Genomic DNA, 22,854 nt, shown 5'->3' on the forward strand with positions numbered 1-22,854 from the left:
CTATGCCATTCGATGAAAACCGCGCACTTCCTGCCGCCCCTTCGGAAACCAGCTATCTCCTGCAGCAACAGGTCGGGGTGCCTCCCGCAGAGAAAGGCCCTAGCTACCTTTCAACGGCCGGCGCTGCCTTTCGGCAAAGCAACCTGATCGGCTCGCTGTTCACCTCCGACAAGCTCTATGAGAAGGCGACGGGCGGCTATTACGATATCGACCATGATTTTCGCCCGTTCGATCCGGAAAACCTGAAAGGCTACGAAGAATATGCCGATCATTTCATCGACGTTTTCAACAAACGGGCGATGAATGCGGTGAAGGCGGATATCGATCAGGAAAAGAGGGACCGCAACGTTCTGGATCGGTCCGGGCTGATCGGCATGGGGATCAATGGCCTGATCAGTTCGCTCGATCCGACAATTCTGCTGCCGAGCGGCGGGCCGGTGAAGCTCGCCGGCGGTGGATATTCGCTCGCCAAATCCGCCGTGAGAATGGGCGTCTACGCGGCCGGCTCTGCGGTCGCGCAGGAAGCGGGCCTTCATGCGACCCAAGAATTGCGCACGCCTGTCGATACATTGAAGAATATCGGCAGCTCCACGCTCTTGTGGGGGACGCTCGGCGGCGGTGCTGCTGCGGTGATGACCCGCTATGAAGCTGCCGCTGCGGCACGTGCTTTCGATGCCGCCAAGGCGCCCGATTTCGATGCCGGCACGAATGGGCTCCACGCCGAAATGACCGGCTTTTCTGTTCCGCCCTCTGCCGGTGCCGCCGGCGTGAAACCGGAAACACTTGGCGATCTCTCCATTGCCGGGCGGGCAGCGTCGGCCGTTGCCAAGGCGACCGCCAAGCTCAATCCGCTGCTGCGCACGCTGAACAGCCCTGCCGTTTCCGTGCGTCAGATCGGATCGCAGATGATGGAAAACCCCGTTTATCTGACGAAGAACATGGCCGGCGAGGGCGATATCGCCGCCGAAACCGCCATGCACGAATTCACCCGCGGCGCCGTCGCGCAAGCCGTCGAGGCACAGCGCGGCGCCTATCTCAATGCACGCAAGGCCGGGCTGTCGCTCACGGAAAGAGAATTCTATGAGGAGGTCGGCCGGGCCATGCGCCGCGGCGACAAGAGCGATATTCCCGGCGTCTCGGAAGCTGCGAGCGCGTGGCGCTCCCATGTCATCGAGCCCCTAAAACAGCGCGCGATCGATACCGGCCTTCTGCCCAAGGACGTCGATGTGACTACCGCGGAATCCTACTTTTCCCGCATGTGGAACCGGCCAGCGATCGAAGCCAATGAGCAGGAATTCAAAGGCATCCTTCGCGAATATTTCGACGGGCAAGTTTCCGCCGCGATGGTGCGCGAGGCGGCCGAGAAGGAAAGGACGCTTTCAAGCCTCGAAAGCGTAAAGGCCGATCTGCAATCCGGCATGGCCGGGCGCAAGGCCGGTCTCGACGATCTCGCCGGCGGCATTGCCCATCATCTGCCCGACGAAGCGCTCGAGCAATTCGAAACGGGTTTCCAGCAGGTGGCCGGCGGCATTGCCCGCGATCTCGATGCCGACGATCTTGCCAAGCTCGCCAAGGTCGATCGCCAGATTACAGATCATGCTTCGCGCGGCACGTTCGAATTCTTGGATGATGCCGACCGCGCCGATTACGTGAAGGGCATTGTCGATGATGTCTACGACATGCTGACGGGCCGGGCGAATGACGGCTTCCTGCCGCCGAATTTCACGATTGCCGCCCGCGGCCCGCTGAAAGAGCGTTCCTTCAACATTCCCGATGCGCTGGTCGAAAAGTTCCTTGAACATAACGTCGATCTCGTCGGCCGGCGCTATGCCCGCGTCATGGCCGCCGATACCGAACTTGCCGAGCGCTTCGGATCTCCGACCATGAAGGAAGCTTTCGAGCGCGTGCGGCTGGAATATGCCGAGCTTCGCGCAAAGGCCGGCAATGATCCCGTCGTGCTGAAACGCCTCAATGAAAGCGAACGCTCCGATATTGCCGATCTGCAGGCGGTGCGCGACATGCTGCGCGGTAACTACCGGCCTGAAATCCAAAACACGGCATGGGCGCGGGTTCTGGCCGGCGCCGGCGCGTTCAACTACATGCGGGCAATGGGCGGCGTGCTGATCGGCTCGCTGGCCGATGCCGTGCGGCCGGCAATGGTGCATGGCCTTTCCGCCTACATCAAGGACGGCCTCGCGCCGATGATCCGCGGCGTGGCAGCGGCGGGCTTGAGCAAGAAGGAGGCACAGCTTGCCGGCGCCATCAGCGAAAAAATTCTCGCCTCCCGCATGGCCTCGCTCGCCGAGATTACCGACCCTTACGCCCACGGCTCCGTGTTCGAACGCTTCCTTGGCAACATGACGGTCGGCTTCTCCCGCATGACCGGCCTCTTACATTGGGATGATTTCCAGAAGACGCTTGCCTCTCGCATGATCCAGAACCGCATTTTGGCGAATGCAGAGAAGGCATCGAAAGGCGGCTTCGCCTCGCTGCCGAGCAAAGAGCGCGCCTATATGGGATACCTCGGCATCGGCGGGCAGCGCGCCGAAGACTTGGGCCGCTTCTTCGCCAGCCACGGCGAAACGCTCGACGGCGTCAAGGTCGCCAACACGGAAGCATGGGGCGACGACGCAATCGCCGCTGCCGCCCGCCGCGCCTTCCGCGCCGCGATCAACAAGGACGTTGATTCCATCATCGTGACCAAAGGCGTCGGCGACGTGCCGCTATTCGCTTTAACGCCTGTCGGCCGTGCCCTCTTACAGTTCAAATCCTTCGCCATCGCTTCCAATCAACGGGTCCTGATCCGCGGCCTGCAGGAAGACAAGACCCGCCTTGTCGGCGGCATCGTCGGCATGACGACGATCGGCACCTTCATCTATGCGCTGAAGCAGTTGGAAGCCGGCCGGGAGCTTTCCGACAATCCCGGCACATGGGCAATGGAAGGGCTCGATCGCTCCGGCATCTTCGCTGTCGGCTTCGAGCTCAACAACGCGCTTGAGAAATTGGGCGTGCCCGGCCTCTATGCCGGTGCGTCGGCACTCTTCCCGAATGCCAGCCAGAAGGCGCCGGCAAGCCGCTACGCCTCGCGCTCCGTGGTCGGCAGCCTTCTCGGCCCGACCTACGAGCTTGCTTCGGATGCCACGAGCCTTGCCGGCCTCGCTGTCGCCAATGCGAAAGGCGCGATCACAGGTAATGCGCCCGGCATGACGGAAGGTGATGTTGCCACTGTTCGCCGGCTGACGCCGTTCGCAAGCCTGCCTTACTGGCGGTGGCTGATTGATGGTGTACTGATGCCGGAAGCGAAGGAGGCTGTCCGCCGGTAATCGACGTCACTGACAGGTCGCCGAAGGTTGCCTTTGCCAGCCCTGAAAGCGGCCATGTCGGCCTCATACTTGCGCTCGCGCCGCTGCTTGCGCCAGTACGCCCAGACCTCCAGCACAATAAAGCGAAGCAGTTCCCGCCCCATAGCAGCCATTAGAATTTCCAAGACATACCCCGAGATGTTGACCATTTCTCGGGGCTATCAGCCCCGACTGCTACCCTCAGACTGGATCAGGTCTGCGCGGATCATTACGCTGATGGATGCCTTTGCCGGCCCTGAAAGCCTCCATATCCACCCCATACTTGTCCTCACGCCGCTTTTCGCTCCAGCTAGTCCAAGCGAACTTGACACCGAGTACGACGAGCCCTTTTGCGAGCGCGCTGATTAAGGCTTTGAACAGGCAACCCAAGACGATACCCCCAATGGTCAGAGCGATGCGCCCCGACAACTATTTGGGGAAGGCATTGCGGCAGTACGAGGGCTGATTTCGGAATAAGTGCAATTTCGAAGGGCGACTTCCCTGTGGCGAGGATGGTGATGAGGCGCGGCAGAACCGCCCGATCACAATCCTCGCTTTCTATTCTCCGTGCTCATTTGTCCGAGTGTTGTATGAGACGCCGAGCCCAGCGGACAATCTGCGCAGGCCCCGTGCTAAAGCCAGTTACTACGATAAGACCCATGAGCAACCGCAGGCCGGATACGGGGAGAGTCCCCATCGCGGTGGCTTTAAATCCAACAACTTCGATACTGAGGGAGCTAATTTCATCCATGAGCACACGTCTCCTTAAATATGAGAACATCGTGCTCTGCTGCTGCTGCGCATGGTGAGCAGCTTTTTGATTCGGCGCAATAGCGCATCCCGAACCAAAGACCGTCAATCCGGTTCTCGTTATGTTTTATTTAAGTGTCGCACTTGTGAGCGGAAACGCGCCGAGGCTCACGAAGTTTTGCTGGAAGAAATCACCGCAGGTCGGCACGGCCCTATTGATTTCGAAGCCGACGATATAGAGCCCTTCATCGCTGTGACCCTTCGCTTCGCAAAGGCGATGGAAATGGGCACCGCCCATGAAAACCTTCGCCTGCTAGCGCAGGTAATCGCAGGCTTAAAGAAGAACAAGGCGCTCACAGCGGACACGTTCATGCGGTGGGCCGGTGTTCTCGAGCAGATGACCCGCGACGAGTTAGTCACGATCGGCATCGCATATAGAACATTCAAGGCACATCAGAATGCCCCCGAATTGAAGAGACAGGGGTTTGGGTGCACATTTTAACCGGCATGCTCAACGCGGGATACTCAGAGGGCGACATTGCCCCTTTGGCAAGCTGCGTTACTCGATATGGCCTTCTGTCGTTGCATGCGGGCTACGGTGGAGTTGCGGGATATGAACCTACCAGTTGGCCAATGGAGCTTGGCGAATTGGCCCATCTGGAGTTGGTCATGACGGAGGCAGGCAATGAGCGATGAACCAATTGAATACGGTGATCAGCTGTTTCATCCGAGTTGGACATTTGAATTTATGGATATCGAGCCGATAGGATGCGATCGAAAGATTGTTCCGATCGAATTGAAAGCGTGTCCTTCTGCGGAAGAATATGGGGATTTGCATCTAATTGCAGATGATTTTGAGCATTCACTGCAATGCTTTGCCGAAGCCAGCAAGTTCGGCATACCCGACCCCGCAAACGTTTTAGCGAAGGCCTTGATCTTTTCTGCTGTGATGGCTTACGCGCGCCCGTTTTCCTCTGGCGTACGTGTGAAGCTCACCCCTGAGATGTTCGACGGTATCTGGAATGATAACAATAAGGCCCTTCACACCTTTCTCTTCGAACTTAGAAATCGTCACGTCGCGCATTCTGTGAACGATTTCGAACGCTGTGACGCAGTTGGAGTCATCGTGACGTATCCGGACTTACAACGTGAAGGCAATGCGAGCGGGGTTGGTGTCACAACTCTATCCACCATCGGATTGACCGCATCGAAGATCCAGGAAGCGCAAGCACACATTCCTTTGGTGGTCGAATTCGTACGAGCTCGCATCAACGAGCTTAAAATTAAACTTCACGCTGAGATGAAAGCCGAGCTGGCTGCCGGAACGCCGTGGAAGATGGCGCCGATGATTCGTTTTCCCGATACCACCAAGATCGCGAAGAGGAGAAGCCGCTAGATCTGTATTCCTGCTTGCTGGCCGCCCCACCCGTCGGGCTAAATCAGTTCCGAGAAAACCCGATTAGTTCTGATTTCTTCCGCGCTTAAAGGTGGGGACAAATGTGGGAATCACAGACAGCGAATACACCAAGCCATTGATTCTGCAGCACTTTTCGGAAGGAAGTGGCGCACCCGAAGAGATTCGAACTCCTGACCCCCAGATTCGTAGTCTGGTGCTCTATCCAGCTGAGCTACGGGTGCGCTTGCAGAAGCGGCCGTGCCGCTTGCGTGGGCGGTTCTCTAAAGGGTCTTTTCGGGCAATGCAATAGCAATTCGAAAAAAATCGCGACTTTGATTCCGCAAAGCACATTTGCGGAAATCGCATCACTTTTCGGCGTGCGACCGGCTGCGGTAATCTTCCAGCGAAACCGGGCGATCCGGAATTTCGATGCGGAACTGCGTGCCGACCGACGGCTTTTCCACAAGGGCTATGGTCCCGCCATGCGCCAGCACCAGCTCCCGGGCGATGGTGAGGCCGAGGCCCGTGCCGCCCGAGCGTGCCGAGCCACGGAAGGCGGCAAACAGGTTTTGCCGAGCCTTCAGCGGCATGCCGGGGCCTGTATCGTCCACGGTGATGCTGACGACGCTGCCGACGCGCTGAGCGGCGACGGTGATGCGTCTGACGCCCCCGGTTCGCTCTTCGCCCGGTGAAGTCAGCGCCTGCAGGGCGTTGCGGCAGAGATTGTGGATGATGCGGAACAGCTGCTCGCTATCGCCATCCACTTCCAGATCCGGCCCCATCTGCTCGACGAATTCGACGCCGCTCTGCGGGTCGATCGCGAGGATATCCTTCACCTCCTGCACAAGTTCGTAAAGGCGGACGCGGCGGCGGCGCGGCGCCGATTCGGTTGCCTTGCCATAGGAGAGGACCTCGGTCGTGTAACCGACGGCGCGATCAATGGTGCGCAAGAGTTTTGGTGCAAAGCTCTTCACCATGGGATCGTCGACATCGACGAGGCGGTCGGACATCAGCTGGGCTGATGCCAGGATATTGCGCATGTCATGATTGATTTTAGAGACCGCCAGGCCGAGGGCGGCGAGGTTTTTCTGCTGCTTCAGCGTCTTCTGCAGTTCGAGCTGCATGGACGTCAAATTGCGGCCGGCAACGGCCAGTTCATCGCGCCCGCCATCGCCGACATAGACGTGCTGGGGATTTTCAGGATCGGAGGCGAACTGCTGCATGCTGCCCGTCAGCTTGCGGATCGGTCGGATGAGAATGCGGTTGATGGCGAAGAAGATCAGCGTCGCGGTGAAGAACGAGATCAGGATAGAGAGAAGCAGAACATTGCGGGCGTAGGCGAACATGGCCTTGCGCAGCGGCTTGTCCTTCATGACCACCTCTACGCCGGTATCGGTCTCGCCCACCGCACCGTAGACGCGGATCATGCGATTGCCGCCGAAGATCATCGTGTCCAACGCATCGCGCATCGCGGTCAATGGCGGAATGTCACTGAGGTCGTAGGATTCGTCGACCGAGGTCGGCATTTCGCTCATGGCAAGCAGGCGGGAGGTTCCTTCCTTGCGCAGCACGATCGCCTTGGTGCCTGTTGCTTCCAGCGTCTCCTTCTGCAGCGCGCGCGGCAGCTCTACCGGCTGCAGCCCGTCGATAACGATGGCAGCTGCTGCGGCCGTATTCAGCCGATCTTCGAGCCAGCGGACGCGCATGCTCGCAATCGAGGGGAAGAAGATCAGAATTTCCGCCAGCATGATGAAGACCACGGTAAGCCAGAGCAGCTTGCCCGAAAGGCCGCCGAATTTGCCGGCACTCAGATACGGGCCTTTTACAGCCTCACCCGCAGCCGTGTTTTCCGTTGTGGAAATTTCGCCCTGGTCTTGAACCGGCATCTCGTCCTGTCCGTGCGGCGAATGGCCGCTCATCAGAATGAGCTCTTATAATAGACGAGAATGCTCCGCTTTCAAATCTTTGCGAGGAGCGGCAATCATCACAAATGAAAACGCCGCCCGCAGGCGGCGCTCCGAATCCTTTTCGGGACCGGGATCAGAACTCTTCCCAGTTCTGCTCCGCAACAGCCGCATTGCCACTGAACGCACGCGTGACACGGCCAATTGTGCGGCGGGCAGGAGAGGCGATCGGCTGATAATGGTCCTGACGGACAACCGCGACCGGTGCTTCGTTCGAAACCTTGAAGCGAGAGATGAGGCGCACGAGGCCATCGGCTTCGGCCGACAACTTATGCGTCGCGGCCGAGGTCTCTTCCACCATCGCTGCATTCTGCTGCGTGACCTGGTCCATCTGGTTGACGGCTGTGTTGACTTCCTTGAGGCCGGTCGACTGTTCCTTCGCCGCAGTCGCGATCGAATGGATATGATCGTTGATGGCGATAACCCGGGTGCCGATTTCGGACAATGCCTCACCCGTTGCCTGGACGAGCTTGACGCCAATCTGCACCTCATCGCCAGATTTGGTGATGAGCGCCTTGATATCCTTGGCTGCGGTGGCCGAGCGCTGGGCAAGCTCGCGCACTTCCTGCGCGACAACGGCAAAGCCCTTGCCGGCCTCACCCGCGCGGGCAGCCTCGACGCCGGCATTCAAGGCAAGCAGATTGGTCTGGAAGGCGATTTCATCGATGACGTTGATGATCTGGCTGATCTCACGGGATGCCTGCTCGATACGGCCCATGGCATCGACTGCGTTGCGCACGACGACGCCGGAGCGCCCAGCGTTTTCCTTTGCCTCCGAAACCATGACGGTCGCTTCCTGGGCACGTTCGGTAGAGTTCTGCACGACGGCAGTGATCTCGTCGAGAGCGGCGGAAGTCTCCTCGAGTGCCGCAGCCTGCTGTTCCGTGCGCTTGGAGAGATCGTCGCTGGCATTCCTCAGCTCGTTGGTGTTGCCGTTGATCGCTTCCGTCGTCTCGCGCACTTCGCGCATGGTCGTCTGCAGCGTTGCCAGCGTGTTGTTGACGTTTTTCTGCAGTTCGGCGAAGGCGCCCTGGAACTGGCCACGCATGGTCTGCGTAAGATCACCTTCGGCAAGGCTTGCGATAACACGGCGGGTTTCGTTGATACCGGAATCGACGCTCGACAGCAGCGTGTTGATGTTGCCGGCGAACTGATTGAGGCTCTCGTCCTCATAGTCCTTGTTGATACGATGGCTGAAATCACCGGCAGCAGCGGCGGCAACGACGACGGACATACTGGACTGCAAGTCGTCGCTCTTGGCGCGCATCGCCGCCTCCTGGGCGTTCATGCGCTTGATGACGAGACCGTTTTCCTTGAAGACGGCAACGGCAGCCGCCATTTCGCCAATCTCATCCTTGCGGCCGGCAAAAGGCACCTCGGCCTGGAAATTGCCGTTTGCGACTTCCTTGATCGCGTGTGTCACCTTCTTGATCGGCCGGCTCAGGTGGCTCGTGCCGATATAGAAGCCCATGCCGACGCCGGCTGCGATGCCGATACCGGTGATGCTGAGCACCAGCATCAGGATCCAGCTGCGGAAATCCTCGATCTCATCGTTGACCGCCGTCAACTCTGCCTTGTCGGTGTTGACGATGGCATCGATCTCGGCCTGGAAGGCCTTGCGGTTGGCGCGGTTGGCGTCGTTGTTGCCCTGCTCGTTAGCCGCCTGCGGGCCCACTTGCGTGCCGAGGCGAGCCGTCTCGGTGCGGAAGGTGCGGAATTCCCTGGCGCGGTCCACAAGCTTGGCGAAGGAAGCCTTCTGGCTGTCGGGCACCAGCGGCGCCCAGCCGGCGATGACCTTGTCGATCTCATCCAGATCGGCCATCAGGCCCTTGGCGAAGGCCGGCGTTTCCTGAAGGGTCTTTGCGGCGTAGATGCCGCGCGATTCCATGACGACAGCGGTGACGAATCGGTTGAGGCGCTCGCCAGCATAGGCGCGGGCCGCCGCATGTTCGTAAGCGGTCAGGTTTTCATTGTATTTGTGCATCGCAGAAAGGGCGGTAGCACCAATCAGAAGCGCAACGCCGCCCATGACGGAAACAAGAAGATTGATTTTGCCACGGATTTTCAACGAACGCTCCCTCGCTTTGCACAACGCCTGGAAAGAAAATTCCCAGCCGATAGGCAGAAGATCAGGTAAATTCGTTAATGTTGTATTTCGAATATTAATGATGACAGCTACAGAAAATTACCCCTATTTACTCTGATGAACGGTTTTGGCCCGTCCAAAATCGAGCACCTTCAAGGAATAAAAGCGACGGCTGGAAGCGTACGGACGGCTGGAGGCGAAATTCACAACCAGATCGTGAAACGCCACATTCGTTAATACCGCAGTGCGAAATCTTGCTTTCCGCCGCTGAGATCCAGTGAATCCGACAGCGTTAATTGACTTTGGAAAGCTTCATCCGTATAAGCCGCCGCACGTCCGGTCATTCAAGGTCTTTCGTGACCTCGCCCGTTCGAAAACCACGCTCCTTGCATTATGCAAATTCAAGAAGGGCCGCACTCCGCGGTGTTTAAATAAATGAAGCGTACCTATCAGCCCTCGAAGCTTGTTCGCAAGCGCCGCCACGGTTTCCGTGCGCGTATGGCCACTAAGGGCGGCCGCAAGGTCATCGTTGCTCGCCGCGCTCGCGGCCGCAAGCGTCTTTCGGCCTAAGGCCGGAATTGCCCGATAATGGCGGGCGACTTGAAGACCAAAGAAGACAAAAAGATTGTCGGGCGGCTGAAGAGCCGCCCGCAATTTCTTGCAGTCCGCGAAGGCGAAAAGCGCCGCGGCAGTCTCTTCCTTCTCGAGGTCTTGAACCGCAAGGAAGAAGACAGCGAAGCCCGTGTCGGCTTCACGGTTACCAAAAAACACGGCAATTCGGTCGAAAGAAACCGCATGCGACGGCGCCTGAAAGAGGCGGTGCGGCTTCATGCAGGGTTTGCAATGCAGCCCGGACACGACTATGTGGTTGTCGCGCGCAGGGACGTTTTGACAGCGTCCTTCGACGAACTGGCCGCGGAATTGAAAAACCGCGTGAAAACCAGGCCTAAACATAGGCGCTCGAAAGACGAGCGCCCCAGGAACGTATGATGGAAAACAACCGCAATTACTTCATTGCGATCGCTCTCTCGGTGCTGATCGTCCTTGGCTGGCAGTTCCTCTATATGAACCCACGCATCGAGGCTCAGCGTAAGGCCCAGGAAGCCCAAAAGGCGCAGCAGCAGACCGAGCAGACGCAGCAGCCGGCAGCCCGCAGCCAGGGCACCCAGCCGAATGGCGCCGCCCCGACTGGCCAAGCCGCCGCGACCGCGACCCGTGAAGAAGCACTTGCAAAATCCCCGCGCGTTGCCATTGAAACAGCCGCCCTTTCCGGTTCCGTCAACCTCGTCGGCGCTCGCCTCGACGACCTGAGGCTCAAGGGCTATCACGAGACCGTCGACGACTCGAGCCCGATCATCACGCTCTTCTCGCCGGCTGATACCAAGGACGGCTACTTTACCGAACTCGGCTTTGTCGGCAGCGACGCGACAGGCACCGTTCCCGGCCCCTCCACACTGTGGGCCGCACCGGAGGGCGCAAAGCTCACGGAAAAGACACCGCTGACGCTGACTTATACCAATGACCGAGGCATTACCTTCGCTCGTACGATCTCCGTCGACGAACGCTATATGTTTACGGTGACGGACAAGATTCAGAATACCGGCGAGACGCCGATTTCCCTCTCTTCTTATGGCCGCGTAACACGCTATAACAAGCCGACGACGCCATCGGTATACGTTCTTCATGAGGGCTTTATCGGCGTCATCGGCGATGACGGCCTGATCGAGAGCAAGTATACGGCCGTTGAGAAGGAAGCCGTCACGCCTGCAAAATCCACTGGCGGCTGGCTCGGGATCACCGACAAATACTGGGCGGCCACGATCATCCCGCCGCAGCAGACAGCCTATGACGCCCGCTTTTCGCATTTCACCGATGGTCAGCCACGCTATCAGGCAGATTACAAGGGTGATGCCTTCACGATTGCGCCCGGTCAGTCGATCGAACTCCGGAATATGGTATTTGCCGGCGCAAAGGAAGTTCCCGTCATCGACGGCTACGAAGCGACCTACAACATCCCGCGCTTCGACCGCCTGATCGACTGGGGTTGGTTCTATTTCATCACCAAGCCGATGTTCAAGCTGATGGACTTCTTCTTCCGCTACTTCGGCAATTTCGGCGTGGCGATCCTCTGCACGACCATCGTCGTCAAGGCGCTGTTTTTCCCGCTCGCCAGCAAGCAGTATGCTTCGATGGCGAACATGAAGCGCGTGCAGCCGAAGATGGAAGAACTGAAGGCCAAGTTCGGCGACGACCGTATGGGCCTGCAGCAGGCGACGATGCAGCTTTACAAGGAGGAGAAGATCAACCCGATCGCCGGCTGCTGGCCGGTGGCGCTGCAGATCCCGATCTTCTTCTCACTCTACAAGGTGATCTACATCACCATCGAAATGCGTCACGCGCCGTTCTTCGGCTGGATCAAGGACCTTTCGGCGCCCGATCCGACGTCGATCGTCAATCTCTTCGGCTTGCTGCCGTTCGAGGCTCCGACCCTCCTGCATCTCGGCGTCTGGCCGCTGATCATGGGTATCACCATGTTTTTCCAGATGCGCATGAACCCGACCCCGCCCGATCCGACGCAGGCGATGATCTTCAACTGGATGCCGCTGGTCTTCATGTTCATGCTGGCAAGCTTCCCGGCCGGCCTCGTCATCTACTGGGCCTGGAACAACACGCTCTCGGTGATCCAGCAGTCGGTCATCATGAAGCGCCACGGCGTGAAGATCGAACTCTTCGACAACTTGAAGGGCATGTTCAAACGAAAACCGGCGCCATCGAAATAGTCCGAAAGCCCCGCTCCGGCGGGGCTTTTTGTTTCGGGCCTCATGATCGCCAGACCGCGCGAACCTTGACAATCCCCCTTAAAAACACGAAGCCGGTTTCCTTCCCGAACCCGGAGATTGCAGAATTCATATGACTGAAATCGCAAAGCCGCTCTTCGGCCACCCCTGGATCTTCATCCGCGGCGTGCCCTCCATGCAGTTCCTGCCGCCGGAGGGACCGCTGGAAGTGGCTTTCGCCGGCCGCTCGAATGTCGGTAAATCCTCGCTGATCAACGCTCTCGTCGGTCAGAAGGGTCTGGCGCGGACCTCCAATACGCCCGGACGTACGCAGGAGCTCAACTATTTCGTCCCCGACGGCTATTCCGGCGAGGGCGGCGATCTGCCGCCGATGGCGCTGGTCGATATGCCGGGCTACGGTTATGCGCAGGCACCGAAGGAGCAGGTGGATAGCTGGACGAAGCTCGTTTTCGACTATCTGCGCGGCCGCGCAACGCTGAAGCGTGTCTATGTACTGATCGACAGCCGCCACGGCATCAAGAAGAATGACGATGACGTCCTGACGCTGCTCGACAAAGCCGCTGTTTCCTACCAGATCGTGCTGACCAAGACGGACAAGATCAAGGCGCCTGCCGTGCCGAAACTGATTGCCGAAACGTCGGAAAAGATCCGCAAGCGGCCGGCCGCCTATCCCGCCGTGCTCTCTACCTCCTCGGAAAAGAATGAGGGGCTGGACGAGCTGCGACAGGCGATCGCCGAGACCGTCGGCATCAGCAACTGGAAATAAAAGAGGCGCCAGAAAAGCGCCTCCAGTCGCGGCTGGTACCAGGCTTTACATCTTAGGCAGCAGCACCTTGTCTATGACGTGGATCACGCCGTTCGACTGTTTGACGTCGGCAATGGTGACGTGGGCGACACTGCCATTTTCATCCGTCAGCGTAATCTTGCCCATGCTTTCCTTTGCCTTGAGCACGCAGCCGCCGACCGTCTTGATGTCGTGCTCGCCGCCGTCATCCTTGATCATCTTGGCGACGGTCGTAGACATCGCATCGGCAGCAACGACATGGCAGGTCAGGATTTTGACGAGCTTATCCTTGTTTTCCGGCTTCAGCAGCGTGTCGACGGTGCCTTTCGGCAGGGCAGCGAAGGCTTCATTGGTCGGAGCGAAGACGGTAAAAGGGCCTTTACCTTCCAGCGTGCCGACAAGGCCGGCGGCCTTCACGGCAGCAACCAGCGTGGTGTGATCCTTGGATTTGACTGCGTTATCGACGATATTCTTGTTCGCATACATCGCAGCACCGCCGACCATCGGGTTCTTGGCTTCAACGGCGAAAGCGACTGCGGAAAAGGCGGCCGCGAGTGCTATGGCACGCAATAAGGACTTGATCATGATTTTCTCCTCTGCACCCGGCGCAGTCGCCGGCCCAATGCCCTGCGCCGCCCGGATATCAGCAACTACGGAAGACGCTGCAGAAGAGTTTCAGGAAAAGATCTTTATCTACGGCCGATGGAGCGCACCGCTGGCAAGAACAGGACCGGTCGGCTGATGAGTGGGGGAGCCGCCGAATGGCTCCAGGCTGACGGCAAGTGTCGCGCCATCGGAAATCTGGCCGCGCAAATCCGTCGGGATCACTAGTTCACCATCCATTCCCGGCTGGAAAACGCCAAGGGAACGAGGCGTGCCGCTGCCAGGTACCAGCCAAAGCTCAAGAGATTTCTCCTCGGGCTTGCCGGCCGCAACCGGGACGATCTTCAGCCGGCCGCTCTGGATTTGATAAGATGCTGCCAAATTGACCTGATTGTTCTGCCCTGAAAGTTCCGCGATCAGCGGCCGCGCTGCCGGAGGCTGCGGCACAAGGCCCGAGGCAAAGGCGATCACGCCGAGCGTGACGGCAAGCGAGGCAAATGCCAGCGATCGCCAGAAAACGGCGGAATTCCAGAGGCCATGCGAAAAGCGCGGCACACTTTCTGCGTCGGCGAAAAGGCGCGCTTCGATCTGCTTGAAGGTCTCACGGCCGGGTGCGGCCGTGCCGTATTCGTCATTGAAGCTGGAGAGATTGACCTCCCAGCGGCTGACGATGGCGGCAAACTGTCGATCGCGGCGCATGCGCTCCTCGACGATCCTGCGATCTTGAAGAGAGAGGACGCCAAGCACATATTCGCCGGCGAGAACCTCATCCCGGGAGCGGTCTCCCTTGCTTCTGTCGGGCGATGTCATCGTTCCATGCACTCTCTCAGTTTCAGCAGGCTGCGTCTTAGCCATGTCCGCATCGTATTCAGCGGGATACCAAACTGATCGGCCAGTTCCCGATAGCTTAGTCCTTCGACATATGCTCGCTTCACCGCGACCGCACGATCAGCTTCCAACTCTTCCATGCAGGTGTCAATCCGCCTTCCTTCATCCCCTATCACGACTTGCGCTTCGGGATCGGGACCGGCATCGGCAAGATCAAGCATGCTGTCGACTTCGTCGGCAACTGGCTTGCGCGCCCTGATCGCATCGATCGACTGATTGCGGGCGATTGCCGCGAGCCAGGCGGCCGATGTCAAAGAGCCGGCCGTAAACGCACCTGCGCGCTGCCATATCTTGATATAGACTTCCTGCAGCACCTCCTCAGCCTCGTTCCTGTTTCCAAGAATACGAAGGCAGATTGCCAGAAGTTTCGGACTGGTCTGGTTATAGAGAGCGGCGAAAGCCTTGCGGTCGCCGAGCGCTACGCGGCCAATCAAATCTGCAAAATCGCCAGTCATGTCGCCCTCGAATGAACGATTTCAGGTTCAATAGTTTCAATACGAGCTGGCAGGTTCCCAGGCCGGCCATAGATACAAAAAACTATTGCATGCCGGATTATTCCCTCTGTCAAAAACTTGAGATAAAAGGCCGCCATCAATCCGCGGGGTCCCCATGAACGAGTCCGAAAGCGAAATCCAGGCACGTCTTCTCGCACAGGCGCTGCCCTTCATGCAACGTTACGAAAACAAGACGATCGTCGTGAAGTACGGCGGCCATGCCATGGGCAATCCCGAACTCGGCAAGGCCTTTGCCAGCGATATCGCGCTTCTGAAGCAGTCCGGCGTCAACCCGATCGTCGTGCATGGCGGCGGCCCGCAGATCGGCGCCATGCTGACGAAGATGGGCATCGAATCCAAATTCGAGGGCGGCCTGCGCGTTACCGACCAGAAGACGGTCGAGATCGTCGAAATGGTTCTCGCCGGCTCCATCAACAAGGAGATCGTCGCGCTCATCAACCAGACCGGCGAATGGGCGATCGGCCTCTGCGGCAAGGACGGCAACATGGTCTTTGCCGAAAAGGCGCGCAAAACCGTCAAGGACCCCGATTCCAACATCGAGCGTGTGCTCGATCTAGGCTTCGTCGGCGAAGTCGTGGAAGTGGACCGCACGCTGCTCGATCTTCTCGCCCGCTCCGAGATGATCCCGGTCATTGCGCCGGTTGCTCCGGGCCGCGACGGCGCGACCTATAATATCAACGCCGACACGTTTGCCGGTGCGATTGCCGGCGCGCTGAACGCCACCCGACTGCTGTTCCTGACGGATGTGCCCGGCGTGCTCGACAAGCAGGGCAAGCTCATCAAGGAACTTTCCGTTGCAGAAGCACATGCGCTAATTGCCGACGGCACGATTTCTGGCGGCATGATCCCGAAGGTCGAAACCTGCATCGACGCGATCAAGGCCGGCGTGCAGGGCGTCGTCATCCTGAATGGCAAGACCGCCCATTCCGTGCTGCTCGAAATCTTCACCGAACATGGCGTCGGTACGCTGATCGTTCCCTGATTACCCAGCGGCGGCGTAGATCGCTGCCGCTGCTTCCTTCAGCTTTTCCATCATGGCCCGGTATGGCCCTGGACCGTAGCTGATGCGCGAGACGCCGAGCCTAGCGAGATCAGCCGGATCGGGGGCGCCTGCCTTCATCATGATATTGACCGGCAGCGTGGAAGCCGCGCAGACTTTCTCGATCAAAGCCGGCTCGATGAGACCAGGTACGAAGAAACCGCTGGCGCCTGCCGCAGCATAGGCCTTGCCGCGCTCAATCGCCGCATCGACCAGACCGGCATGCCTGGACCCATCGCCCTCCTGCAGGAAAAGATCGGTGCGCGCATTGATGAAGAAATCAATGCCCCTTCCCTTCGCCATTTCCCTGATGGCGCGAATGCGCGCTGTCTGGGCCTCGACTGCATGAAGACCGGTTTCGCCTACCTTTTGATCCTCGAAATTGATACCGACGACGCCAGTATCAAGCAGCTTTGCGACATTGGCCGCTGCACCAGCTGGCTCCGTCGAATAGCCGCCTTCGAAATCGACAGAAAGCGGCAGATCGTTGACGGCGGTGATTGACCGTGCCGTCTCGATGAGCACGTCCATCGGCAGCTTCTGGCCATCGCCATAACCATGGGCGGCTGCAACGGACCAGCTGCCGGTCGCAAGCGCCTTTGCGCCGGCTTCCGTCACGGCTTTGGCCGTTCCAGCATCCCAGATGTTGTATAGAATGACGGGGCTGCCCTTGCGATGCAGCTTGCCGAAAATCTCGGCCTTCTCAGCCTGATTCATGCCGTCCTCTCCATCTTGTGTGTACTGATCTTTTCCTCGTGCCGCAGCAGCCATTGCTTGCGCCAGAGCCCGCCGCCATAACCTGTCAACGATCCATCCGCACCCAAGATGCGATGGCAGGGCACGATAATGGCGAGCTGGTTGGCGCCGTTGGCGCGGCCGACGGCACGCACGACTTCGGGCCGCTCCATTTCCCTCGCGAGATCGCCGTAGGCACGTGTCTGACCGACCGGGATTTCTATGAGCTTTGCCCAGACATGTTTTTCGAAGGGCGTGCCTCCAAGAGCCAGCGGCGTCTTGAAGACGGTCAGCCGCCCCTCGAAATAATTCCTGATTTCAGCCTCGATCTGATCTATCGGCGACGTGCGGCCGATTGCGACAGAGGAACGGACGCGCTTCTGCAGCGCGTCGAGTTCAGTCGGCAGCGCCCTACGGTCGTGAAATTCGAGAAGGTGCAGATGCGTCTTGTCGGCAACCGCGATCATCGGCCCGAGGGGCGTGTCGAACCAGTCGGCAAAGAGCAGTTCGCGGTTCTGCGAGAGCGCTGGTGCCTGGCCGACGAGGCGCTGGAAGGCTACCCGGAAGCCACTCGGCGACTCATATCCCGCGTCGAACTGCGCATCGATGACACGTGCGCCATCGGCCAATTGCCGGGCAGCTTCGCCAAGCCGGCGATAACGGACGATATCGTGGAATGTCATGCCAAGCGCCCGCTTGAAGGCACGGCGCACAGTCGAAGGATGATGGCCCCGGCGAATGAGCTCATCTTCGGTCCAGCGCACGTGCGGCTCGTTGTCGAGCCGCGCCAGCAGTTCGTCGACGATCGGCTCCCGGCCGGGCTGTTCCAGCGGCCTGCAGCGTTGGCAAGGGCGAAACCCGGAATGGATGCAGGCGGCGATCGTATCGAAGAAGATCGTGTTTTCGCGCTTCGGCTTGCGCGCGGGGCAGGTCAGACGGCAGAAAATGCCTGTCGTCTTCACGCAGACGTAGGCCTGGCCCTCATAATCGGCGCTGCGAGCGATCAGGGCGTCATAAAGCGTATCATCATTGGGGCGTTCGAAAAGCATGTCCGCTTTCTAGCATCCCGAACCTCAACCGTCCGCCGAAAATCGGGCGTCTATTTTTCTCTTCGTGATTTTCTTAGTGCGGCAGCCATGCCATAAGGGCAGCCATGACAAAGATTGACCGCACGCCCAGCAAGAACGATTTCGAGCATGTAACCGAATGGGTCTTCGACCTCGACAACACGCTCTACCCGCATCACATCAATCTTTTCGCCCAGATCGACAAGAACATGACAGCCTATGTCTCGGCCCTCCTGCAAATGGAGCATGACGAGGCCCGCAAACTGCAGAAGCAATACTATCTTGAACATGGGACAACGCTGCAAGGCCTGATGATCCATCACGGGATCGATCCTAACGATTTTCTCGAAAAGGCCCATGCCATCGACTATTCCGCGCTGACCCCACAGCCGGAACTTGCCGAAGCCATCAAGGCCCTGCCGGGGCGCAAGTTCATCTTCACCAATGGCAGTGTCAGGCATGCGCAGGCGACGGCCAGCGCGCTCGGCATTCTCGATCATTTCGACGATATTTTCGATATCGTTGCGGCCGACTACCTGCCAAAGCCGGCACAGGCGACCTATGACAAATTCACGGCGCTCGAGAAACTCGAAACCGGCAAGGCGGCGATGTTTGAGGATCTGCCGCGCAATTTGACGGTGCCGAAGGCGCTCGGCATGCAAACCGTTCTGCTCGTGCCGCGCAATCTGGAAGAGACTGTCGTCGAATGGTGGGAGCGGACGAGCGGCGAGGACGATCACATCGACTTCGTCACCGACGATCTCGCTGATTTCCTGAAGAAGATTACTGCCTGACTTACCAAAATTTCATCCATCTTACAGATGTTTAATTGGGCCGTGACGCGGTTCGGTCCTACCTTTCGTAGCGAGGGACATTCTACGAAAGGACGCACTGATATGTATCGCAACAAGCTTATCCTGACGGCGCTTTCTTCTGTTCTTCTACTCGGCGGAGCCGCCGGGGCCAGCTTCGCAGCAGCGGGCGACCAGCCTAATCGTCCGCCTCACCAGGGGAAGATGGAGCATGGCATGATGGGCGGACCGCGCGGCGCCGCCTTCCGCGAAATCGCCTTTGTACGCATGCTGAAGCAGTTCGACGCCAATAAGGACGGACAGGTCTCCAAGCAGGAGGCAACCGACGGCATGGAGAAGATCTTTGCCGCCATTGACACGAACCATGACGGATCCCTAACTCCGGGGGAAATCCGCGAATACCGTCAGGCCCAGTTCAAGGCTCGCCGCGAAGCTGCCTCGGCCAAACAAGGCGATGCGGACGCGGATGCAACAGCTCCGAAGATGGCCGATAACAATGACCGTGGCCGGCCCGATCGCGACGGTCGTCATGGAAGGCACATGCGGATCATGAGCGCTTCACTGATGATGCATCGCATCGATACGGATGAAAACGGCCAGATCAGCAAACAAGAGGCGGAAACCGCCTTCAACAAGTTCTTCGATCGCATGGACCGTAACAAGGACGGTGTGATTTCGATCGACGATATGCCGGACCAGCCTTTTCTCTAAGAGGAAGTGATTGTCTCTTCCTTAATATCGCGAGGGGTTTGCCCCTTACCCAGAGCCCTCTTCCCTTCTACGGGGAGAGGGTTTTTCGTGGCAGTTTCTCGAAGGTGAAGCTCACGAAGCAAATGCCACCGGCCTATGTGGCACTGCTCTGCTCCCGGTGCTCGTAAGCGCCCTGCACGATCTCCCAGGCCTCGTCGGCCGTGTCGACGAAGCTGATCAGGTTCACGTCTTCAGGCGCGATCGTACCGAATTCGGCAAGCGCTTCGAAATTGATGATACTACGCCAGAATTTCGAGCCAAAGAGCAGCAGCGGGATGCGCTCCATGCGGCCGGTCTGGATCAGCGTCAGGCACTCGAAGAATTCATCCAGCGTGCCGAAACCTCCGGGAAAGACTGCAACCGCCTTGGCGCGTAGCATGAAATGCATCTTACGGATCGCGAAATAGTGGAAATTGAAGCTGAGCTCCGGTGTCACATAGGCATTCGGCGCCTGCTCATGCGGCAACACGATGTTGAGGCCGATAGAAGGGGCACCCTCATCAGCCGCGCCGCGGTTACCAGCTTCCATGACGCCGGGGCCGCCGCCGGTGACGACGACATATTCGTGGAAATCGAAGCCGGCCGAGTAACGTGAGCACAAACGGGCGAATTTGCGGGCCTCATCGTAATAAACCGATGCTGCTTCGAGGTTTGCACGCTGGGTCTCGTTGCGGGCTGCCCAGGCGCTCTGGCCGGGGGCCGGAATACGGGCGCCGCCGAACATGACGACGGTTGACGTGATGCCGCGCTCGGCCATCATCATCTCCACCTTCAGCAGTTCAAGCTGCAGGCGGATCGGGCGAAGCTCCTCACGGCAGAGGAAATCCTCGTCCACATAGGCCAGGCGATAGGCCGGCGAGAGCGTCTGTGGCGTTTTTGGAACCGCTTCCGCACGCTGCTTGTCGCTCGAACTGCTCTTCAGCGGATCCCAGACGCTGTCCTTGCGCCCCGCGCCGCCGTTTCTTGCCTTCGCCATGTCGAAATGCCTTTCAGTATCACCGGTCACAAGTGATCGGATATGTCGCTATAACGCCTTGAATCCAGATATGATCTTGTCCGAAAAATCATTCCATTTTACGGGCGCATGCTGTAGATCGGGTGACAGCCCGCCAACCGCAATTCCGGAGACTCCGTCGTCTCCACGATAAAGATCGAAGTTTAAGGAATTCTCATGAGCGCCACTGACCTCGCATCCCTCGAAAAGACCATCGAAACCGCCTTCGACAATCGCGATAATGTGAACACGTCGACCAAAGGCGAAGTCCGCGATGCGGTCGAGGCTGCTCTCAATCTGCTCGACGGGGGCAAGGCACGTGTGGCCGAACGCGGTGCCGATGGCGCCTGGAAAGTCAATCAATGGCTGAAGAAAGCCGTACTGCTCTCTTTCCGCCTCAATGATATGGAAGTGGTCAAGGGCGGTCCCGGCCAGTCAACCTGGTGGGATAAGGTTCCGTCGAAGTTCGAAGGCTGGGGCGAAAACCAGTTCCGCGCCGCCGGCTTCCGCGCCGTGCCGAACGCCGTCGTGCGTCGCTCTGCTTACATCGCTCCGAATGCGATCCTGATGCCATCCTTCGTCAACCTCGGCGCCTATGTCGGCGAAGGCACGATGGTCGACACCTGGGCGACAGTCGGTTCCTGCGCACAAATCGGCAAGCATGTGCATCTTTCCGGCGGCGTCGGCATCGGCGGCGTTCTGGAGCCGATGCAGGCTGGCCCGACCATCATCGAGGACAATTGCTTCATCGGCGCCCGCTCGGAAGTCGTTGAAGGCTGCATCGTGCGTGAAGGCTCGGTACTCGGCATGGGTGTCTTCATCGGCAAGTCCACCAAGATCGTTGACCGCGCCACCGGCGAAATCACCTATGGTGAAGTACCGCCCTATTCCGTCGTCGTCGCAGGCTCGCTGCCGTCGGACAAGACGATGGCGAATGGCCAGCCCGCACCGAGCCTCTATTGCGCTGTCATCGTCAAGCGCGTCGATGAACAGACCCGTTCGAAGACGGGCATCAATGAACTGCTCAGGGATTGATGACAGTCCGGAATTGATCCGGTAAACAGTCGGCGTCTTTTTGGGCAAGACGGCCCGCGCCTTGCCACGTCTTTGCCATTCCCACCGGATAATTCCACCGCCATGACCGCCACGAATCCTGTTGCCAATCTTCAGACGTTGATCCGCTGCCCGTCCGTGACGCCGGCGGAAGGTGGAGCGCTTTCGGCGCTGGAAGCTATGCTTTCGCCGCTCGGCTTCAAGGTCGAGCGAATGGTTGCGGCGGAAGCTGGCACGCCCGATGTCGAAAACCTCTATGCCCGTTTCGGGACGGATGGCCCGCATTTGATGTTCGCAGGCCACACCGACGTCGTGCCCGTCGGCGACGAAGGTGCCTGGACGCATCCGCCCTTTGCCGCCGAGATCGCTAATGGTGAGCTTTTCGGCCGCGGCGCGGTCGACATGAAGGGCGGCATTGCCTGCTTTGCAGCAGCCGTTGCCCGTCATATCGAAAAGTATGGTGCGCCGAAGGGTTCGATTTCCTTCCTGATCACCGGCGACGAGGAAGGCCCATCGATCAACGGTACGGTCAAGGTTCTGCAATGGGCGGCTGAACGCGGCGAGACCTGGGATGCCTGCCTCGTCGGCGAACCGACCAATCCGAACAAGCTCGGCGACATGATCAAGATCGGCCGGCGCGGCTCGCTCTCCGGCAAGATCGTCGTGCATGGCGTGCAGGGCCATGCCGCCTACCCGCACCTCGCCGACAATCCGGTGCGCGGCATGCTGCAGCTGACCCAGGCGTTGATGGATCCACCCTTCGACGCCGGCACCGATAATTTCCAGCCCTCCAACCTCGAAGTGACGACCATCGATGTCGGCAATCCGGCGACGAACGTCATACCGGCCAGGGCTCTGGCAAGCTTCAACATTCGATTCAACGACAGCTGGACGGCGGATACGTTGCGGGCCGAGATCATCCGGCGCCTTGATGCGGCCGCCGCAGATGGCGCATTGAGGCCGAGCCGCGAGCCGGTGAAATACGAGATCATTTGGGCCGATCGGCCGAGCCACGTTTTCCTGACGCGTAACAATGCGCTGATCGCCTCATTGTCCTCGGCGGTTGAGAGCGTCACAGGTGCATCGCCTGTTCTGTCGACCACGGGCGGCACCTCGGATGCGCGCTTCATCAAGGATTATTGCCCGGTCGTGGAATTCGGTCTTGTCGGCAAGACCATGCACATGGTCGATGAACGGGTCGCCGTTGCGGATCTGGAGACGCTGACAGCGATCTACGAGACCTTCGTCGAGCGTTGGTTTGAGAATGCCGGGGTTTGAG

Annotated in this window: 20 protein-coding genes and 1 tRNA gene; 12 read left to right on the top strand and 9 right to left on the bottom strand. The window is 59.0% G+C overall.

All coding sequences use genetic code 11. The features are described from left to right. Window positions 1-2: 2 nt before the first annotated feature. The 3 genes from FHX08_RS15100 to FHX08_RS15110 all read left to right on the top strand — a co-directional run bounded on the left by FHX08_RS15100 (window position 3) and on the right by FHX08_RS15110 (window position 5,487). Window positions 3-3,323, top strand: coding sequence for a hypothetical protein (locus FHX08_RS15100; RefSeq protein ID WP_184327286.1), 3,321 nt, complete (start codon window positions 3-5; stop codon window positions 3,321-3,323). Between the two features lie 820 nt (window positions 3,324-4,143). Continuing rightward, on the top strand, window positions 4,144-4,593 hold the full coding sequence (locus FHX08_RS15105; RefSeq protein ID WP_184327287.1) for a hypothetical protein: 450 nt from the start codon (window positions 4,144-4,146) through the stop codon (window positions 4,591-4,593). A gap of 183 nt (window positions 4,594-4,776) precedes the next feature. Then, complete coding sequence (locus FHX08_RS15110) at window positions 4,777-5,487, top strand: hypothetical protein (protein ID WP_184327288.1); 711 nt, start codon at window positions 4,777-4,779, stop codon at window positions 5,485-5,487. A gap of 165 nt (window positions 5,488-5,652) precedes the next feature. Here the strand turns inward: FHX08_RS15110 and FHX08_RS15115 are convergent. From FHX08_RS15115 to FHX08_RS15125, 3 genes are all read right to left on the bottom strand, one after another. After that, window positions 5,653-5,729, bottom strand: a tRNA-Arg gene (locus tag FHX08_RS15115). A gap of 123 nt (window positions 5,730-5,852) precedes the next feature. After that, window positions 5,853-7,373, bottom strand: coding sequence for a sensor histidine kinase (locus FHX08_RS15120; RefSeq protein ID WP_132653225.1), 1,521 nt, complete (start codon window positions 7,371-7,373; stop codon window positions 5,853-5,855). Window positions 7,374-7,527: 154 nt separating this feature from the next. Beyond that, window positions 7,528-9,519 (bottom strand): methyl-accepting chemotaxis protein, encoded by a 1,992-nt coding sequence (locus FHX08_RS15125; protein ID WP_132652828.1) that lies wholly within the window; start codon window positions 9,517-9,519, stop codon window positions 7,528-7,530. A 453-nt stretch (window positions 9,520-9,972) separates the two neighbouring features. Here FHX08_RS15125 and rpmH point away from each other — a divergent pair, with 453 nt between their 5' ends. The 4 genes from rpmH (at window position 9,973) to yihA (ending at window position 13,101) form a co-directional block, all read left to right on the top strand. After that, the gene (gene rpmH, locus FHX08_RS15130) at window positions 9,973-10,107 is read left to right on the top strand and encodes a 50S ribosomal protein L34 (RefSeq protein WP_016552555.1); all 135 of its coding nucleotides are present in this window, start codon (window positions 9,973-9,975) and stop codon (window positions 10,105-10,107) included. A gap of 18 nt (window positions 10,108-10,125) precedes the next feature. Continuing rightward, window positions 10,126-10,527, top strand: a complete 402-nt coding sequence (rnpA, locus tag FHX08_RS15135) for a ribonuclease P protein component (RefSeq protein ID WP_132652829.1) — start codon at window positions 10,126-10,128, stop codon at window positions 10,525-10,527. Continuing rightward, window positions 10,527-12,317 (top strand): membrane protein insertase YidC, encoded by a 1,791-nt coding sequence (yidC, locus tag FHX08_RS15140; RefSeq protein WP_132653226.1) that lies wholly within the window; start codon window positions 10,527-10,529, stop codon window positions 12,315-12,317. Before rnpA ends, yidC begins: the two co-directional genes overlap by 1 nt. Window positions 12,318-12,447: 130 nt before the next feature. Continuing rightward, window positions 12,448-13,101, top strand: coding sequence for a ribosome biogenesis GTP-binding protein YihA/YsxC (gene yihA, locus FHX08_RS15145; protein ID WP_132652830.1), 654 nt, complete (start codon window positions 12,448-12,450; stop codon window positions 13,099-13,101). 45 nt (window positions 13,102-13,146) lie between these two features. On the opposite strand, the gene FHX08_RS15150 is transcribed toward yihA, so the two are convergent. From FHX08_RS15150 to FHX08_RS15160, 3 genes are all read right to left on the bottom strand, one after another. Continuing rightward, window positions 13,147-13,704, bottom strand: a complete 558-nt coding sequence (locus FHX08_RS15150) for a fasciclin domain-containing protein (protein WP_132652831.1) — start codon at window positions 13,702-13,704, stop codon at window positions 13,147-13,149. A 108-nt stretch (window positions 13,705-13,812) separates the two neighbouring features. After that, window positions 13,813-14,532, bottom strand: a complete 720-nt coding sequence (locus tag FHX08_RS15155) for an anti-sigma factor domain-containing protein (RefSeq protein ID WP_132652832.1) — start codon at window positions 14,530-14,532, stop codon at window positions 13,813-13,815. Continuing rightward, complete coding sequence (locus FHX08_RS15160; protein WP_132652833.1) at window positions 14,529-15,065, bottom strand: sigma-70 family RNA polymerase sigma factor; 537 nt, start codon at window positions 15,063-15,065, stop codon at window positions 14,529-14,531. Before FHX08_RS15160 ends, FHX08_RS15155 begins: the two co-directional genes overlap by 4 nt. A gap of 154 nt (window positions 15,066-15,219) precedes the next feature. Here FHX08_RS15160 and argB point away from each other — a divergent pair, with 154 nt between their 5' ends. Beyond that, a complete protein-coding gene (gene argB / locus FHX08_RS15165; RefSeq protein WP_037100983.1) occupies window positions 15,220-16,107 on the top strand; it encodes an acetylglutamate kinase in 888 nt (295 codons plus the stop codon). Here the strand turns inward: argB and FHX08_RS15170 are convergent, their stop codons facing one another. Together FHX08_RS15170 and FHX08_RS15175 are read right to left on the bottom strand one after the other, a co-directional pair. Further along, window positions 16,108-16,881, bottom strand: coding sequence for an isocitrate lyase/phosphoenolpyruvate mutase family protein (locus FHX08_RS15170; RefSeq protein WP_132652834.1), 774 nt, complete (start codon window positions 16,879-16,881; stop codon window positions 16,108-16,110). After that, window positions 16,878-17,948: a bifunctional transcriptional activator/DNA repair enzyme AdaA gene (locus FHX08_RS15175; protein ID WP_132652835.1), complete on the bottom strand. Its 1,071-nt coding sequence runs from the start codon at window positions 17,946-17,948 to the stop codon at window positions 16,878-16,880. The genes FHX08_RS15170 and FHX08_RS15175 overlap by 4 nt, the downstream gene beginning before the upstream one ends. A 104-nt stretch (window positions 17,949-18,052) precedes the next feature. Between FHX08_RS15175 and FHX08_RS15180 the strand changes: the two genes are divergently transcribed. Further along, window positions 18,053-18,760, top strand: coding sequence for a pyrimidine 5'-nucleotidase (locus tag FHX08_RS15180; protein WP_132652836.1), 708 nt, complete (start codon window positions 18,053-18,055; stop codon window positions 18,758-18,760). 102 nt (window positions 18,761-18,862) lie between these two features. After that, window positions 18,863-19,489, top strand: coding sequence for an EF-hand domain-containing protein (locus tag FHX08_RS15185; protein ID WP_132652837.1), 627 nt, complete (start codon window positions 18,863-18,865; stop codon window positions 19,487-19,489). Window positions 19,490-19,622: 133 nt separating this feature from the next. Here the strand turns inward: FHX08_RS15185 and FHX08_RS15190 are convergent, their stop codons facing one another. Next, window positions 19,623-20,504, bottom strand: coding sequence for an LOG family protein (locus FHX08_RS15190; RefSeq protein WP_132652838.1), 882 nt, complete (start codon window positions 20,502-20,504; stop codon window positions 19,623-19,625). Between the two features lie 195 nt (window positions 20,505-20,699). On the opposite strand from FHX08_RS15190, the gene dapD reads away from it, so the two are divergent. Next, window positions 20,700-21,557 carry a 2,3,4,5-tetrahydropyridine-2,6-dicarboxylate N-succinyltransferase gene (gene dapD, locus FHX08_RS15195; RefSeq protein WP_184327289.1) on the top strand — a complete coding sequence of 286 codons (858 nt, stop codon included), beginning with the start codon at window positions 20,700-20,702 and terminating at the stop codon, window positions 21,555-21,557. A gap of 102 nt (window positions 21,558-21,659) precedes the next feature. After that, window positions 21,660-22,853, top strand: a complete 1,194-nt coding sequence (dapE, locus tag FHX08_RS15200) for a succinyl-diaminopimelate desuccinylase (protein ID WP_132652840.1) — start codon at window positions 21,660-21,662, stop codon at window positions 22,851-22,853. The last annotated feature ends 1 nt before the right edge of the window (window position 22,854 follow it).

Origin of the sequence: Rhizobium sp. BK529, from assembly GCF_014194105.1 — a bacterium.
Lineage (GTDB): Bacteria > Pseudomonadota > Alphaproteobacteria > Rhizobiales > Rhizobiaceae > Rhizobium.

Bases quoted from the DNA above. Each gene is read 5' to 3' on its own strand.
- dapE (WP_132652840.1), top strand. From the start codon at position 21,660: ATGACCGCCACGAATCCTGTTGCCAATCTTCAGACGTTGATCCGCTGC.
- rnpA (WP_132652829.1), top strand. From the start codon at position 10,126: ATGGCGGGCGACTTGAAGACCAAAGAAGACAAAAAGATTGTCGGGCGG.
- rpmH (WP_016552555.1), top strand. From the start codon at position 9,973: ATGAAGCGTACCTATCAGCCCTCGAAGCTTGTTCGCAAGCGCCGCCAC.
- FHX08_RS15180 (WP_132652836.1), top strand. From the start codon at position 18,053: ATGACAAAGATTGACCGCACGCCCAGCAAGAACGATTTCGAGCATGTA.
- FHX08_RS15100 (WP_184327286.1), top strand. From the start codon at position 3: ATGCCATTCGATGAAAACCGCGCACTTCCTGCCGCCCCTTCGGAAACC.
- yidC (WP_132653226.1), top strand. From the start codon at position 10,527: ATGGAAAACAACCGCAATTACTTCATTGCGATCGCTCTCTCGGTGCTG.
- FHX08_RS15150 (WP_132652831.1), bottom strand. From the start codon at position 13,704: ATGATCAAGTCCTTATTGCGTGCCATAGCACTCGCGGCCGCCTTTTCC.
- yihA (WP_132652830.1), top strand. From the start codon at position 12,448: ATGACTGAAATCGCAAAGCCGCTCTTCGGCCACCCCTGGATCTTCATC.
- FHX08_RS15190 (WP_132652838.1), bottom strand. From the start codon at position 20,504: ATGGCGAAGGCAAGAAACGGCGGCGCGGGGCGCAAGGACAGCGTCTGG.
- dapD (WP_184327289.1), top strand. From the start codon at position 20,700: ATGAGCGCCACTGACCTCGCATCCCTCGAAAAGACCATCGAAACCGCC.
- FHX08_RS15155 (WP_132652832.1), bottom strand. From the start codon at position 14,532: ATGACATCGCCCGACAGAAGCAAGGGAGACCGCTCCCGGGATGAGGTT.
- FHX08_RS15160 (WP_132652833.1), bottom strand. From the start codon at position 15,065: ATGACTGGCGATTTTGCAGATTTGATTGGCCGCGTAGCGCTCGGCGAC.
- FHX08_RS15175 (WP_132652835.1), bottom strand. From the start codon at position 17,948: ATGCTTTTCGAACGCCCCAATGATGATACGCTTTATGACGCCCTGATC.
- FHX08_RS15105 (WP_184327287.1), top strand. From the start codon at position 4,144: ATGGTGAGCAGCTTTTTGATTCGGCGCAATAGCGCATCCCGAACCAAA.
- argB (WP_037100983.1), top strand. From the start codon at position 15,220: ATGAACGAGTCCGAAAGCGAAATCCAGGCACGTCTTCTCGCACAGGCG.
- FHX08_RS15120 (WP_132653225.1), bottom strand. From the start codon at position 7,373: ATGCCGGTTCAAGACCAGGGCGAAATTTCCACAACGGAAAACACGGCT.
- FHX08_RS15110 (WP_184327288.1), top strand. From the start codon at position 4,777: ATGAGCGATGAACCAATTGAATACGGTGATCAGCTGTTTCATCCGAGT.
- FHX08_RS15185 (WP_132652837.1), top strand. From the start codon at position 18,863: ATGTATCGCAACAAGCTTATCCTGACGGCGCTTTCTTCTGTTCTTCTA.
- FHX08_RS15170 (WP_132652834.1), bottom strand. From the start codon at position 16,881: ATGAATCAGGCTGAGAAGGCCGAGATTTTCGGCAAGCTGCATCGCAAG.